This window comes from Nonomuraea lactucae (assembly GCF_003313395.1).
GTDB lineage: Bacteria > Actinomycetota > Actinomycetes > Streptosporangiales > Streptosporangiaceae > Nonomuraea > Nonomuraea lactucae.
Genome location: NZ_QNFZ01000054.1, coordinates 1 through 13,571 on the forward strand (window position 1 = coordinate 1; position 13,571 = coordinate 13,571).

At 69.8% G+C, this 13,571-nt stretch carries 17 protein-coding genes and 1 pseudogene; 9 read left to right on the plus strand and 9 right to left on the minus strand.

The window, feature by feature from the left end:
• On the plus strand, positions 1-801 hold an 801-nt coding region (locus DQW85_RS04080; protein WP_113699079.1), incomplete at its 5' end, for a trypsin-like serine peptidase.
• A gap of 65 nt (positions 802-866) precedes the next feature.
• Here DQW85_RS04080 and DQW85_RS04085 read toward each other — a convergent pair.
• Entirely contained in the window at positions 867-1,055 is a 189-nt protein-coding gene (locus DQW85_RS04085) for a hypothetical protein (protein ID WP_113699080.1), read from the minus strand.
• Between the two features lie 87 nt (positions 1,056-1,142).
• Entirely contained in the window at positions 1,143-1,397 is a 255-nt protein-coding gene (locus tag DQW85_RS04090) for a hypothetical protein (RefSeq protein WP_113699081.1), read from the minus strand.
• Positions 1,398-1,770: 373 nt separating this feature from the next.
• On the opposite strand from DQW85_RS04090, the gene DQW85_RS44110 reads away from it, so the two are divergent.
• Positions 1,771-1,932, plus strand: coding sequence for a hypothetical protein (locus tag DQW85_RS44110; protein ID WP_162794707.1), 162 nt, complete (start codon positions 1,771-1,773; stop codon positions 1,930-1,932).
• Between the two features lie 62 nt (positions 1,933-1,994).
• On the opposite strand, the gene DQW85_RS04095 is transcribed toward DQW85_RS44110, so the two are convergent.
• Positions 1,995-2,369 carry a nuclear transport factor 2 family protein gene (locus DQW85_RS04095; protein WP_113699092.1) on the minus strand — a complete coding sequence of 125 codons (375 nt, stop codon included), beginning with the start codon at positions 2,367-2,369 and terminating at the stop codon, positions 1,995-1,997.
• Positions 2,370-2,535: 166 nt separating this feature from the next.
• Between DQW85_RS04095 and DQW85_RS04100 the strand changes: the two genes are divergently transcribed.
• Positions 2,536-3,579, plus strand: a complete 1,044-nt coding sequence (locus DQW85_RS04100) for an LLM class flavin-dependent oxidoreductase (protein WP_113699082.1) — start codon at positions 2,536-2,538, stop codon at positions 3,577-3,579.
• A 9-nt stretch (positions 3,580-3,588) separates the two neighbouring features.
• Here DQW85_RS04100 and DQW85_RS44115 read toward each other — a convergent pair whose 3' ends face one another.
• Positions 3,589-4,419: a helix-turn-helix transcriptional regulator gene (locus tag DQW85_RS44115; RefSeq protein ID WP_162794708.1), complete on the minus strand. Its 831-nt coding sequence runs from the start codon at positions 4,417-4,419 to the stop codon at positions 3,589-3,591.
• Between the two features lie 156 nt (positions 4,420-4,575).
• Between DQW85_RS44115 and DQW85_RS44120 the strand changes: the two genes are divergently transcribed.
• From DQW85_RS44120 to DQW85_RS04115, 3 genes are all read left to right on the plus strand, one after another.
• Complete coding sequence (locus tag DQW85_RS44120) at positions 4,576-4,917, plus strand: hypothetical protein (protein ID WP_162794709.1); 342 nt, start codon at positions 4,576-4,578, stop codon at positions 4,915-4,917.
• On the plus strand, positions 4,914-5,417 hold the full coding sequence (locus DQW85_RS04110) for a hypothetical protein (RefSeq protein ID WP_113699084.1): 504 nt from the start codon (positions 4,914-4,916) through the stop codon (positions 5,415-5,417). Before DQW85_RS44120 ends, DQW85_RS04110 begins: the two co-directional genes overlap by 4 nt.
• A 69-nt stretch (positions 5,418-5,486) precedes the next feature.
• Positions 5,487-5,822 carry a hypothetical protein gene (locus DQW85_RS04115; protein WP_162794710.1) on the plus strand — a complete coding sequence of 112 codons (336 nt, stop codon included), beginning with the start codon at positions 5,487-5,489 and terminating at the stop codon, positions 5,820-5,822.
• Here the strand turns inward: DQW85_RS04115 and DQW85_RS04120 are convergent.
• Positions 5,811-6,110: a hypothetical protein gene (locus DQW85_RS04120; protein WP_113699086.1), complete on the minus strand. Its 300-nt coding sequence runs from the start codon at positions 6,108-6,110 to the stop codon at positions 5,811-5,813. The two genes, DQW85_RS04115 and DQW85_RS04120, sit on opposite strands and share 12 nt — an antisense overlap.
• Positions 6,111-6,185: 75 nt before the next feature.
• Here DQW85_RS04120 and DQW85_RS44125 point away from each other — a divergent pair, with 75 nt between their 5' ends.
• Positions 6,186-6,845, plus strand: a complete 660-nt coding sequence (locus DQW85_RS44125; protein ID WP_162794711.1) for a hypothetical protein — start codon at positions 6,186-6,188, stop codon at positions 6,843-6,845.
• A 223-nt stretch (positions 6,846-7,068) separates the two neighbouring features.
• On the opposite strand, the gene DQW85_RS04130 is transcribed toward DQW85_RS44125, so the two are convergent.
• A complete protein-coding gene (locus tag DQW85_RS04130) occupies positions 7,069-7,236 on the minus strand; it encodes a hypothetical protein (RefSeq protein ID WP_205314867.1) in 168 nt (55 codons plus the stop codon).
• Between the two features lie 55 nt (positions 7,237-7,291).
• Positions 7,292-8,854 carry a hypothetical protein gene (locus DQW85_RS04135; protein ID WP_113699088.1) on the minus strand — a complete coding sequence of 521 codons (1,563 nt, stop codon included), beginning with the start codon at positions 8,852-8,854 and terminating at the stop codon, positions 7,292-7,294.
• On the opposite strand from DQW85_RS04135, the pseudogene DQW85_RS46475 reads away from it, so the two are divergent.
• Together DQW85_RS46475 and DQW85_RS04145 are read left to right on the plus strand one after the other, a co-directional pair.
• Positions 8,787-8,996 (plus strand): annotated as a pseudogene (locus DQW85_RS46475) (class I SAM-dependent RNA methyltransferase); the annotation flags it as partial. The gene DQW85_RS04135 and the pseudogene DQW85_RS46475 sit on opposite strands and share 68 nt — an antisense overlap.
• Positions 8,997-9,178: 182 nt before the next feature.
• Positions 9,179-9,718, plus strand: a complete 540-nt coding sequence (locus tag DQW85_RS04145; RefSeq protein WP_113699089.1) for a cupin domain-containing protein — start codon at positions 9,179-9,181, stop codon at positions 9,716-9,718.
• Between the two features lie 222 nt (positions 9,719-9,940).
• Here the strand turns inward: DQW85_RS04145 and DQW85_RS04150 are convergent, their stop codons facing one another.
• Together DQW85_RS04150 and DQW85_RS04155 are read right to left on the minus strand one after the other, a co-directional pair.
• Positions 9,941-12,400 (minus strand): polynucleotide kinase-phosphatase, encoded by a 2,460-nt coding sequence (locus DQW85_RS04150; protein ID WP_113699090.1) that lies wholly within the window; start codon positions 12,398-12,400, stop codon positions 9,941-9,943.
• Positions 12,384-13,571, minus strand: a 1,188-nt coding sequence (locus DQW85_RS04155) for a methyltransferase (RefSeq protein WP_113699091.1), incomplete at its 5' end; no start/stop codon positions are given. The genes DQW85_RS04150 and DQW85_RS04155, both read right to left, overlap by 17 nt.

A 13,571-nucleotide genomic window follows, 5' to 3' on the forward strand; every position in this document is an offset into this window, starting at 1 on the left:
CGCGCCGCCGAAGGCTCGGCCCCCACCCGCAGGGTCGACCGGCCCGCCGCGCCCAGCGCCCGCCCGCTCGCCGGACCCCGCGCCGAACGCTGGAACCGCCAGGGCAGCATGCCCGCCATCACCATCGGCAAGCTCTACTTCACCCGCAACGACGGCAGCGGCGGCTACTGCAGCGGCAGCGTGATCAACGCCGCCAACCGCAACACCGTCTGGACCTCCGGCCACTGCATCCACGCCGGCGGCGGGGGAGTCGGCAACTACTTCCGCAACTTCGTCTTCGTCCCCGACGCCGACAACGGACGCGAACCCCACGGCCGGTGGACCTGGCGCTACGCCAACACCACCAACGGCTGGTTCAACAACCGCAACTGGAGCTACGACATCGCCGCCATCGCCTTCAACCCGCAGCCGCAGCGCGGCAACCTGCAGGACTGGGTCGGCTCGCAGGGCTACCGGTTCGGCTACGGGCAGGCGTTCAGCGACATCCACGCCTTCGGCTTCCCGCAGGACGGCTACCAGCGCACCGACTTCACCGGCAACGATCTGTGGTTCGTCCTCAACAGCACCCGCCGCGCCGGCGTGTTCGACGACCGGATGCACATGGACAACGACATGTTCCACGGCTCCAGCGGCGGGCCGTGGCTGCAGGATCTCCAGCTGAGCCGGGGCTGGGGCTACATCATCGGCGCCAACAGCCATCGTGACGTCGACGGCAACAGCAACCCGGTCAACATCGTCTACAAGTCGCCCAACCACGGCGACGGCGCCATCAACGTCTACAACGACGTGTCCCCGCGTTAGGGGTCGCGGCGCACAGGGAGGCGGGAGGCCTTCGCGGCCTTCCGCTCCATCCGCCTCGGGGGCGACTATCCGGGGGTCGCGGCGTCCATCCGCTCCTTGGTCCAGTAGTTGGAGATCTCCTCGGGGGAACGGGTGTTCTCGACGCCGGTGGCCGCTCCGTCCGGGGGGACGCCGCGCGCGAGCGCGACGGCCGCTCCGGCCAGGACGAGGGCGGCGGCGGCGAGCAATCCGATGGTGACGGCCCTTCGGCTCATGTCATCAAGCGTATTCGGGGCCGGCGTCGAGGTCTTCCATACCAGACAGAATCCACCTTCTGTCCGGTATGGGATGGTTTGTGGCTGTTAGAGGCGGTTGACGAAGCGGGCGGCGGCGCGGTGGCTCATGCCGGTCTCGCCGCGCACGAGGAAGACGGCTTCCTGCATCTGGCCCATGGCCTTCAGTTCGCGGGCCTGGTCGACCAGGTTGAGGCTGGGGGCGGGACGGTTGCGCGGGCGTTGGGTCAGCCGGACGGCCAGGATGATCAGGTAGATGACTGTGGCGGTGACGACGGCGGTGAGCGCTATGAGGCCCGGGGTGGAGATCGCCAGGCTGGGCATGCACCGATCGTAACGCTCCCTTGACGCTGATGTCAGGGCACGGCGTCCGGCGAAAACCCCGGATGCGGCACTGTCGGTGAATGCCTGATAATGAACATTATGTCAAGTAACGCCTCTCGTGACGCTCTGTGACCATGACGGTTCGCTTGACCTTCTGTTGATTTCCTGTCCCCTCGAGGGTGTGGCGGTTTAGGGTGGGAATCTGCTATCGCGCCGCGAGAGGAGCAGCACGTGGGGACTCAGTCAGTCTTGTGCCCGGTGTGTCAGGGGGTTCTGCCCGCCACGGGTCGTGAGTCCTACACGACGCTGCGAGGTCGACTCATCGTGACGAATGGTTACTGCCCGGGTGGGTGCGTGGAGCGGCGCGCCGAGCATGAGCAGACCCGCCAGCTGGCCCGGCCGGCCGGGCCGCCCGCTCCGGTGGCGCAGGGCCACGGTCCGCAGGGCCAACCTGTCCAGGGCCACGGTGCTCAGGGTCACAGTGCTCAGGCTCCGGCGCAGACCGATCCCGGTCAGGTCGCGCCCGCTCGGATGACTCCCGTGATGAGGGTGCCCGGCTAGAGCCGGGGCCGCTCCCCTGTTCTTCGGGCCGCCGGGTCAGTGGTGGCCCTCCGTGGTGTGCCAGTAGTCGCGGGTCCGTACGGCGAGGCCGTCGGGGCCGAAGCGGGCGAAGACGCAGCCCGCGAGCGTGACGGGGGCGCCGTTGTCGGTGGCGTGGACCCGGAACTCGATGGCGGCCTGGTCTCCGTCCACGACCGGCGTGGTGAAGCTGACCTGCGGGTCGCTCTCCCCCTCGAAGGACCAGCGGATGTAGTCGGCGATGGCGCCTCTCCCCCGGTGCGGCGGGCGGAACGGCATCGAGATGTGCTCGGCGTCGGGCGCGTACAGGGCGGCGATGCTGTCGACGTCGTGGCGGCTCCATCCGTGTTGCCAGGTGTCGGCGAAGCGCTGTGCGGCGGTTCTGGGGTCCATGCGCGCCATTATGGGGGCGGCTTCCCTCCCCCGGTGCGGCCTATGCGGTCTTGTGTGGCCTTGTGTGTGGTCTTGTGTGTGGTCTTGTGTCTGGTGCGGGCGCGGGTTCTGCGGGACAGTGTGGTGGTCCAAGATCCGCGTTCGGCGAGGCGATGAGGAGGCGGCTGTGCGGCTGGGGTTCAGCATCGGGACGTTGGGGCCGGTGGCGGCCACCCATGAGGCGCAGCTGGAGCTGGTGCGCGAGGCCGAGCGGCTGGGGTTCGACTCGGTGTGGGCGTCGGAGGGGTACGGGGTGGATCCGTCGGCGACGCTGGCGTGGCTGGCGGCGGGCACGGAGCGGATCGGGCTGGGCACCGGGGTGCTGCAGGTGTCGGGGCGCACGGCGATCGCCGCCGCGATGGCGGCGGCGACGATCGACCGGTTGTCGGGGGGCCGGTTCCTGCTGGGGTTGGGGGCGTCGGGGCCGCAGGTGGCGGAGGGGTGGCACGGGCAGCGGTACGAGCGGCCGCTGGCGTATCTGCGTGACTATGTGGCTGTGGTGCGTACGGCGCTGGAGGGGCGGCCGGTGCGGCATGACGGGCCGGAGATCGTGCTGCCGTTGCCGGAGAGCCGGGGCAAGGCGTTGACGATGGCGGTGGGTCCGGTGCGGCGGCCGTTACCGGTGCATGTGGCGGCGATGGGGCCGAAGGCGGTGGAGCTGGCCGGCGAGGTGGCCGACGGGTGGCTGCCGATCCACTTCCCGCCGGAGCATCTGGCGGAGATGCTGGGGCGGTTGGGTGCGGGTGCGGCGCGGGCGGGTCGTGAGGTGGCGGGGGTGGAGGTGTCGCCGATGGTGATGGCGATGGTGGACGACGACGCCGACTACGCGCGGGACATGGTGCGGCCGATGCTGGCGCTGTATCTGGGTGGGATGGGCAGCCGGGGGGTGAACTTCTACAACCGGCTGGCGGGCCGGTTGGGGTTCGGTGAGGCGGCGGCGCGGGTGCAGGAGGCGTATTTCGAGGGTGGGTTGGGGGTGGCGTTGGAGGAGTTGCCGGATGAGCTGGTGGACGCGTTGTCGTTGTGCGGGTCGCCGGGGCGGGTGCGGGAGCGGTTGCGGGCGTATGGGAAGGCGGGGGCGACGCGGGTGATCGTGGGGTTGAACGCGCCGACGGTGGAGGATCGGCTGGAGCAGCTGGGGTGGCTGGCGGAGCTCAACGTGAGTGCTTGAGAAGATCGTTCACGTCGGGGGTGGTGGCTTGACGACGCGCTTGTTCACGGCTGGTGGCGGGCGCGTGGCGGGACGGGCCGTAGGAGGCAGTACACCTATGGACTGGGCCCGCAGGACGGTGCTGATGCGATCGTGAGTGTCCAGCTTGCGATAGATGTTCTGGATATGTTTTTCCACTGTTGTGGGAGAGATGCCGAGGCGACGGGCTATCGCCGTCGAGATCAGACCGCCCGCCAAGAGGTCGAGCACGGTGAGTTCGCGGGCGGTCAGCCGAATGCCGATGTCCTCGTCAAGGTGGTCAGGGCTCTCGATGGGAGGTCGGGGCGTGCAATTGCGGAGTGCGTAAACTCCAGCGAGAACCGGCTGAAGGTGTCGGGCTAAGCACATGGATCGGTCAGTGAAGTCTGGTCCGGAACGCATTACGGCGACCGAGGTTACTCGTTTCGGTGTCACGGTCAGTGGGATAGTCAATATGCGGGGTTTTCCAGCCCCGAGCCATCGACGGTAGAGAGATGTATAGTCGGTCGCTGTTCCCTCGACGTCGCTGAGCCGGAGTGGCGCCGCACGTTGAGAATTTCGGTAGGCGCGGGTCAGCGGATGATCAATGGCTATCTGGTGAAAGCCTGCTGATCCGTCCAAGGGGACGGGCGATGGACTGGTGGCCCAACGCCGACTTCCCGGGCCCACCAGATCTATGGTTCCTGCGCCGACGATCTCGGCACCGAACAACTCGCGAATCCGAGAGGTTACGCCATTCCCCGGGAAATTCGGCTCGGTGTTTTCTAGGGTAACGGTCACCAGTTCCAGCAGTCGGCGATAGTCCTCGATCGACAGCGACACGCCATCCGCCCTTCTCTGGACTACCGACCTCGCCGCAGGAGCCGGCGCATGTTGTCAATACTCATTGTCCACCATTTTTGCGAGCCGTGAAGCGTCGTACCTTGAGGCCACAGCAGCCGAGATGCGAGGGACCTCTCGGCATTGGTTGGAGTGATCATGGCCAGATCCGATGAAACGGCACCCGCCGCTGTTGCTGCCCGCCCGGCAGAAGAAGCGGTGTCGTCACCCGCCGTCGAGAGCTCACTGGCGGGACGTTTCGTGGCTGTGCTCACACCGGTGTTCGCAGTGGCGGCCGGCTGGATGGCCGGAGTCGTTGCACAAGCGGTGCCTGGGGCGCACCTTGATCACAATCAGCTGGTCGCGTTCATGATCGCGGCTATGACCGCTGTTGTCACGGCCGCATGGAAGTGGTTGCAGGGTTGGCAGCGACATGAACAACGCGTCGCCGAGGGAAAGGCATCGCCGACTTCGGATCGACACAAGGAGGCAGAGGCATGACTGATCTTGTCGGGGGGCCGCTCATCGCGGTCATCGGCCAATGGATCCTCGACAACCTCGACGATGTCGCCGGGGAAGTCGGGCGGAGAATCGCTGAGGACAACCACGGCGTCACCAACGTCAGAATGTGGTTCAACAAGACGAACCAGACACTGGACGTATGGAAGTACGACGGCTCCACTTCCCGGCAGAACCACTACGTCATCCCGCCAGGGCAGACATTGGCCCAGGACATGTGGATACCGTGGTGCGACAACGACCATCAGTACCCGCATAAGCACGCCATAATCGCGCTGGACGGCCAGCCGCTGGCCTACGTCTGGCAATCCGGAACCCGCATCCGGCTCAACGCGCAGGACCACTTCATTCCCAACGGCCCGGAAGTTCCGTCGATTACACGAGACGACGGCACACCCGCCGCGAAGGCAGGCGGAGACCGTGGCATCCTCGTGGCCAAGGACGATCAGGGCCGGCCCGGGGTCGTCATCGTAGGTCGTTGAGCTTTGCGGAGCCCGTCTCCCCGACGCCGTGCGATGACGCCGAGCCCTGGCTGGTCAGCGGGCTTCGGCGTGGTCAGGCACGCCGACAGCAGCGCGGTCTTGGCGTCGTCGCGATCCTGCCTGCGCGCGGCCCTCACGGCGACGGTGGACCATGTCGCCCAGGAGATGCCCAACTTCCTCGGCTACATGGGCGAGCGATTCGGTAACGACCCCAGATTCTCGATCTGGTTCCATGCGGTCGGCCAGTGGGGCGGACCCCACGACGAAGAGATCGAGACATGTGACCAGCGATCCGCCGAGGAACTCGAGCTAGGCTTCACCGACTCTGCCGCTGCCTCCGGATTCCCCCCTCACTTCATGGCAGCAGAGCATGCGGCCATATGGGAGCTCCTGCTACGCCGCTGACCCCCGCTCGTATGTGATCGGTTCCGACGGATCGGTGTACAAGTGCACCGTCGCCCGGCGTGAGCCGAAGAATTCGTCGGGCAGCTCACCTGCGACGGCGACCTGCACCTGCGCGATGAACGCATGTCTGTCTGGGTAGCCTCCGGCGCCGAGGTCGACACCGGGTGCCAAGCCTGCGCCTTCCGGCCGGCTTGCCACGGAGACGCCTGCCCGCTCGCGCGCCTGCAACGCAACGGCGAGCGCCTGTCCACCGCTGAAGAAGAACATCAAGCAGGTGTTGCCGATCATCGCGGTGCGGACGGCCGTCTCGCGATGACACCGCAGTCCCCCGCAGTTCACACCCCACCGGCCCGTGCCGCCCGCTTGACGTCCGAGCAGGACCAGCAGAACTGGCTGGAGTATGCCGCGCATCCGAACTGGCCATCAGCCATGACCGTGACCGGGCCACCCCTGGAGATCTCCCTGCGGCTGGACTGGGCGCGCACAGCGGTTCGTTGCCGACGTCACCGACCACAGGCTCGGCCTGGAGGAGAACCGGCGCGGCCTCTCCCCCACGCCCAGACCTCGGCCCTGCTCGACAGCGTCGATCGCACCGACCCCCGATTGGGCGCAGCACGAGCCGTGGCCGACACATTCAGAACCCGGGTGAGCGATGCGAGTCTCCACACCTGGTTGCAGGTATCGGCCCAGCACGGCACCGTCAGCCGCAAGCTCTACTTCCGCTGCATCTCATGGTCGTGGTCGACCGCGCGCGGCTTCCATGGCCTGGTGACCTTCCTGGAACAACTTGGCATCGATCTGCGCCCGCTCGCCGTGCTCCTGGACCACCTCAATGCCGATGCCTTCGCCGTCTCACCCAGTTTCCTGTCCGTCACCGGGCCGCTGAGTTCCCCGTCGGTCGCCTTCTGCTTCTCCCCGATGTGCTACGCCCGAGCGGCGGGCCTGGCGGCCCTCGACCCGAACCTCAAGCCACGCCCACGCCACGACCTGCACCCCACCGGGACCACACCGTCGACGACCTGATCTCGGTAGGCGTGGACTACCTCAGCCAGATGCAGCGGCCCGATGGCTTGTGGTGCGACTATGACCTCAGCGCAAGCCTGGCGCCGCGCCAGCCAACCGTCGCACACGGCCGATCGACCCAGTTCGTGACAGCCTTCGCCGCACACGCCCTGCTCAACGTGCCGGAAGCCAACGGGCTGGTCACCGCCGCGGCCACAGCTCTGCACCACCATGGCGGAGCCGGTCACGGATGGGGTGGAACGAGGAGCCGCCCGAGCAGCGCCTCCAGCTCCGCGCGGCAGCCGTGCACGTCGCCGATGACGTCGAACGGGCCGGTCAGCTCGCGCCTGTCGGTCCACGCCCTCTCGAAGGTGACTGCGGCGTTGTCGACGGCCTCCACCCCGCGCAGCACGTGCACCTTCCGGAAGCCGGCCGACTGTCCGGAATCTGCGAGGCACCTCAAGGTGTCATGCCTCGACGGGGGCCAGCGCGTGCAGGGCGGCGTGCTGGTAGCGCTCGTCCGCCCAGACGTCTCGTTCGGTCACGCGGGCCGGGCCGTGCGCGATGAGTTCAAGCGCCGCTATGGCCTCGGCCGCCACCGGCCCCATCATGCCCAGCGCCTGGATCGCGCGCAGTTCGGGGGCTGGCCGACGGTATCCATGGTTGGGCAGCGGCCTGGCCGTGATGGCATACAGCAGCGGGGCGATGAGCCCTGCGGGCTCGCCGGTGATCGCCCACAGCGCACGCGCGATCGCCACCCGATCGTAAAGGTGGCCTGCCTTGGGGTCGTGGAAGTGCTCACGAAGGACGGGGACGGCGATCGCGGCGGCGGGGCTGAGCTGTTCGAGCAGCGGGGCCGTGTCGTCCGCCGCGTGACCGCCGAAGCGTGCCAGGTGCTCGGCGAGCAGGGCCGGCACCCGGCCGGGCTCGCCGGTGATCCGCCACAGCGCCCACGCCGCCTCATGCCCGCGATGCTCGTCGCCGAGCAGAGCGCGCAGTTGCGGCACGGCCTCGGCGGCGGGCGGGCCGATCGCCCCCAACAGCGGCAGCGCGACGGAAAGGTATCCCGTGGCGAAGCGGTCGAGCAGCGCCGGCACCAGTGGCGCCGCCGCCGCTCCCCAGGAGACCAGCGCGTCCATGCAGGCGACGCTCTTCATGCCCCCACGCATCGAGGGGCCGAGGAAGGTCTGCAGGGCGGGGATGAGCGCCTCAGCGTGCGCCACCATGGCCGGGATCGTGCTGCGAACGTCGAGATGCCGGACGTGGCCGTGCTGCTCGACCAGGGCTGCGGCCAGCCAGGGCAGGCAGCGGCCGTCGCCGAGCCGGGCAAGCCCTTCCACGGCCGGAGCGGCCACCTGCGGCCACGGCTCGGCGGGGTCGCCGGTCAGCATCGCGGCCAGCAGATCGGCATGCGCCGCCGATGCCCGCCCGCAGTCGGCGATCAGCCTGACCGCGCCCACCAGCGGATCCACCTGCCCGAGTCTGCGCCTGCGCCGCGACGACGGCGCGGCCGACACCAGGTCGCGGGCCCGGTCGGCGACCATCGGCAGGAGCTCCGCCGGAGCGGCACGCCAACACCAGATCGCCTCCCACGCGGTGTGCAGGCCCTCGTCGATCTCCTGCGCCCCTGGACGGGCCAGCAGATCTCGGGCCACTGCCCGCTGCCACTGTTCGGCTCGCAGCAGCGCCGAACCGATGGGCGTGACACTCTCGCCGCCCCATCGGATGCGCTGAAGCACCGACCCCGGGGCGGCCATCGCGTCGGCCAGCAGGTTGATCACCGTGTCGCTCTGCGGTTGCGCCGTGGGATCGGCCAGCGCCAGCCCGGCAGCGGCGGCGGCACTCAGGTCGCGGTGCGCGACGGTGGCACTCAGGTCGCGGTGCGCGACGGTGGCACTCAGGTCGCGGTGCGCGACGGTGGCACTCAGGTCGCGGTGCGCGACGGTGGCACTCAGGTCGCGGGACCCGCCCCGGTCCGGTCTCGGCCGCGACGTGGTCGACCGGATCGCCGGGCTGCAGGCGCCGCGCATCGTCTACGTCTCCTGCGACCCGGCGACGCTGGGCCGCGACCTCGCGTGGCTGGCGGAGCGCGGCTACCGGCTGGAGGACCTGCGCGCGTTCGACGCATTCCCGATGACCCACCACGTCGAGCGCGTGGCCCTGCTGGTCCGCGGCTGGATCGGCGGCGGGTCTGGCTGCCGAGGAGGGCGTCGGGCAGGGCGGCGAGGGCGCGCGATGCGCGTGAGGTCGTGCGCTGCTCGTTGGTGGCGAGGTCGAGCAGCGTCGGCCATGGTGTTCTCGCCCATGGCACTCCTTCATCCCCGCGTATCTAGCACTCGGCAAAGGACCTTGACTTGATCGCAAGGCGGCTGCTCGGCTGGAGACAGGGGAGCTTCCTCCGCGGCCCATTGAGGAAGGGGCCCGAGATGGCAGACAAGGTAGTCGTGCGCAAACCGGGCGAGGGCGATGCGTTCTGGGTGCTCGGTGGCCTCTACGAGGTCAAGGCGGCAAGCGATGAGACGAACGGCGGGCTGACGGTCATGCACATGACCATCCCGGAGGGGATGGGGCCACCGCCCCACACGCACGCGGGGGGCGAATGCGTCTACGTCCTGGAGGGAACGCTCCGCCTTCACATCGGCGATGACACGGTGGAAGGCGGCCCCGGCTCCTTCTTCTACATTCCCGAGGGGACGTTGGAGACCTTCGAGCCCACGAGCACTGTGCGTGTGCTCTTCATCTACACCCCTGGCGGGATCGACAGGTTCTTCGCCGAGGTGGGCGAGCGTGCACCGGTGCGCGAAGTACCGCCTCCATCCGAAGCGCCGCCTGACGTGGACAGACTCCTGGCTGCGGCGCCCCGCTACGGCATTCAGATGAGGCCACCGCCCTGAGCGCCACGATGCTCCTATTTCGTCAAGTCCGGACTCGCAGAGCTCTGATCAGAAGGGGCGGATGTCGTCCGATGGACTTGAGAGCGCGGTAGACCACATCGGAGACCCGGCGGCGAGCTGGTGAGCGACGCGCAGGAGCGCTTCACCGATGTCATGTACGAACAGGCCGCCGAGATCGTCGAGGCCGTCAGGGAATGGTGCAAGCCCTGACGCGCGATCGCTCTACAGCCGCGGGTCGACGGGCTCCGACTCCAGGGCGAGGACGGCGAAGACCGGCTCGTGCACGCGCCAGCCCGGTTCCCCGTCCGCGAGGCGGGCCAGCCCCTCCAGGCCCAACGCGTACTCCCGCAGCGCCAGCGACCGCTTCTTGCCCAGGAAGCGCCGGCGCAGCACATCCAGCGACTCCGTGTAGTCCGGCCCGTAGATGATGCGCAGGTACTCCCGTCCCCGCACCTTGACGCCCGGCTGCACCCGGCCCGGCGTGTAAGCAGCGGGCTTGACCACCATGCCCTCGCTCCCGGCGTCCGTCAGCGCCTCCCACCAGGCCACCGCGTCGGTACGGGAGCGCTCCGAGTCCAGCGACACGAACACGTGCCGCGTCTGCGTGATCAGCGGCGAGTCCAGGCCGGACAGGACCGACAGGTGCCAGGCGTGCGGCTCCAGCGCCGTGGTGCGGCCCTCGCAGGCGAGGATCTGGAACGGCGCCAGCCGCACCCCGTCGAGGCCGTCCACCGGCCAGCAGTACCGTGCGTAGGCATCGCGGAAAAGGGCAGCGTTCGCGGAGCGGCGCCGGGCACGGGCGAGCAGGCTACCCACATCCAGCCCCCGCCCGGCGGCCGCCTCCAGGGTCGACACCGCCTCCGGCAGGGCCGCCCGCGCGGCGGCCCCCACCGAGGCGTACTGGGTCCGGATCAGCTGACCGGCCTTGGCCGACCAGGGCAGCAGCTCGCAGTCGAGCACCACCCAGTCGGAGCCGAGCTCCTCCCACAGCGGCTCGCACGCCTCGCGCAGCCGGTCGACCAGCGGCGCCGTGTCGTCGAAGAACGGCCGCCCGGTACGCGTGTAGACGCAGCCCGAACCGCCGTCCACGACGCCGAACCTGGCCTCGGCCACCTCCGGGGTACGGGCCAGCACGGCCACGGCGCGCGAGCCCATGTGCTTCTCCTCGCACACCACCTCGGTCACCCCGGCCGCGGCGAACTCCTCGAACGCCTCGTGCGGGTGCTCCAGGTAGCTCTCGAGCCTGGACGTCTCCGGCGGGGCCATGGTGGGCGGCAGGTAGACCAGCCAGCGCGGGTCCACCGCGAACCGGCTCATCACCTCCAGCGCGGCGGCCGCGTTCTCCTCCGGCACCTTGACGCGGGCGCCGAAGCGCGTCTCCACGTGCCGGGTGCCCTGGACGTCGTTGATGTCGAGCATGCCGGGTTCGCGGGCGGGGCCGCCGAGGGGCTTGGCCGGCTCGTACCAGACCTTCTCGGCCGGCACCTGGACGAGCTCCCGCTCCGGGTAGCGCAGCGCCGTCAGCGCGCCGCCGAACACGCAGCCGGTGTCGAGGCAGATGGTGTTGTTGAGCCATTCGGGGCGGGTCGTGGGGGTGTGGCCGTAGACGACCATGGCGCGGCCCCGGTAGTCGTCGGCCCACGGGTAGCGGACCGGCAGGCCGTACTCGTCGGTCTCGCCGGTCGTCTCCCCGTACAGGGCGAACGCGCGGACCCGGCCGGAGGCGCGCCCGTGGAAGGACTCCTTGAGCCCCGCGTGCGCGACGACCAGCCGGCCGCCGTCGAGCTGGTAGTGGCTGATGAGCCCGTCCATGAACGCGCGGGCCCGCGCCACGAACTCGGGCGGCTCGGCCGCCAGCTGGTCCAACGACTCCCGCAGGCCGTGCGCGACCGTGACCTTGCGGCCGTCCAGCGCGCGCACCAGCTTCTGCTCATGGTTGCCCGCCACGCAGATCGCGGTGCCCGCCTCGACCATGTCCATGACCAGGCGGAGCACTCCAGGCGTGTCGGGTCCGCGGTCCACCAGGTCGCCGACGAACACCGCCGTACGGCCCTCGGGATGGGCGAGGCCCCGCCAGCCGAGCCGCCCGAGCAGCGCCTCCAGCTCCGCGCGGCAGCCGTGCACGTCGCCGATGACGTCGAACGGGCCGGTCAGCTCGCGCCTGTCGGTCCACGCCCTCTCGAAGGTGACTGCGGCGTTCTCGACGGCCTCCACCCCGCGCAGCACGTGCACCTTCCGGAAGCCGTCGCGGGAGATCTTCCCCAGCGAGCGGCGCAGGTCCTTGCGCTGGCGGATCACCACACCGGCGCCGAAGTCGCGGTCCGGGCGGCCGGCGTTGCGCCCGATCGCCACCTCCTCCGGGACGTCGAGGACGATGGCGTCGGCCAGCACGTCGTGCTTCCTGGCCAGGTCGATCAGCGCCTTGCGCGCGGGGTACTGCACGTTCGTCGCGTCAACCACGGTGAGCAGCCCGCGCGACAGACGGGTGCCGACGATGTGGTGCAGCAGGTCGAACGCCGCCGGCGTCGCCGACTGGTCGTTCTCGTCGTCGGAGACCAGGCCGCGGCAGAAGTCGGACGAGATGACCTGCGTCGGCTTGAAATGCCTGGCGGCGAACGTCGACTTCCCGCTGCCCGACACGCCGACGAGCACCACGAGGGACAGCTCAGGAACGCTGATCACGGGTGAAGACTCCCATCTGGGTGGGTGGGCCGACCTCCGGGTCGTCCTCTCCCACGGGCTCGACGGTGACGCGGTAGCCGTACCGGGCGGCCACGCGCGAGGACCAGTCCGCGAACTCGGCGCGGGTCCACTCGAATCGGTGGTCGGGATGGCGCATCCCGGTCAGGAACTCGTAGCGCACGTTGTGCTCGGCGTTCGGCGTGGTCACCAGCACGTGCTCGGGGCGGGCGTGCCCGAACACGACCCGCTCCAGCGCGGCCAGCCGCGGCGGGTCGACGTGCTCGATCACCTCCATGAGCACGGCCGCGTCGTAGCCGGCCAGCCGCTTGTCGGTGTAGGTCAGCGAGCCCTGGAACAGGGTGAGCCGGGCGCGCCTGGCCTCGGGCATCCGCTCCAGCCTGAGCTTGCGCGCCGCGATGGTCAGCGCCATCGTGGACACGTCCATTCCGCCGACGCGGGCGAACCGGGGGCGGGACAGCAGCGCGCCCAGCAGCTCTCCCTGGCCGCAGCCCAGGTCGATCACGCTGGTCGCGCCGAGCTCCTCCAGGGTTTCGAGCACGGCCTCGCGCCGCCGGACGCTGAGTGGGCGCGGCTTGGACGGGGGAGCCCCGCCGATGCCATCGGCTTCGGCCTCTGCCTCGGTCGCCCCCTCCGCAACCTCCCGCACAGGCGTCTCCCCTGCCGTCTCGCGGGGCGTCTCAGCGGGCGGCTCTTCCTCGGCGACCGGGGGCTCCAGCTCTTCCTCGGTCTCGTCTCCGAGCTCGGCGAGCCGGGCCAGCGCCGTACGGGCCAGTGTCCACCGGCGGCCCAGGTAGCGCCGGGTGATCAGGCCCAGCTCGGGGTGGCCGCGCAGCCAGCCCTCGCCCGCCCGGATCAGCTTGTCCACCTCGTCAGGCGCGATCCAGTAGTGCTTGCCGTCGTCGAGCACGGGCAGCAGCACGTACAGGTGGTTGAGGGCGTCGGCCAGCCGCACCGACCCTTTCAGCTCCAGCCGGACGTAGCGCGAGTCGCCCCACTCGGGGAACCCCTCGTCCAGGGGTACGGGCCGCGCGGACACCTCCCAGCCGAGCGGCCCGAACAGCCGCTCCGCGAGCTCGGGCCCGCCGCGGCAGGGCAGCGCGGGCAGCATGATCTCCAGCGGCAGCGGCCCCTCCGCCAGCTCCGGCCGGGC

Bases quoted from the DNA above. Each gene is read 5' to 3' on its own strand.
- DQW85_RS04085 (WP_113699080.1), bottom strand. From the start codon at position 1,055: ATGAGCCGAAGGGCCGTCACCATCGGATTGCTCGCCGCCGCCGCCCTC.
- DQW85_RS04090 (WP_113699081.1), bottom strand. From the start codon at position 1,397: ATGCCCAGCCTGGCGATCTCCACCCCGGGCCTCATAGCGCTCACCGCC.
- DQW85_RS44110 (WP_162794707.1), top strand. From the start codon at position 1,771: ATGAGCAGACCCGCCAGCTGGCCCGGCCGGCCGGGCCGCCCGCTCCGG.
- DQW85_RS04095 (WP_113699092.1), bottom strand. From the start codon at position 2,369: ATGGACCCCAGAACCGCCGCACAGCGCTTCGCCGACACCTGGCAACAC.
- DQW85_RS44120 (WP_162794709.1), top strand. From the start codon at position 4,576: ATGGCCAGATCCGATGAAACGGCACCCGCCGCTGTTGCTGCCCGCCCG.
- DQW85_RS04110 (WP_113699084.1), top strand. From the start codon at position 4,914: ATGACTGATCTTGTCGGGGGGCCGCTCATCGCGGTCATCGGCCAATGG.
- DQW85_RS04120 (WP_113699086.1), bottom strand. From the start codon at position 6,110: ATGATCGGCAACACCTGCTTGATGTTCTTCTTCAGCGGTGGACAGGCG.
- DQW85_RS04135 (WP_113699088.1), bottom strand. From the start codon at position 8,854: ATGCGCGGCGCCTGCAGCCCGGCGATCCGGTCGACCACGTCGCGGCCG.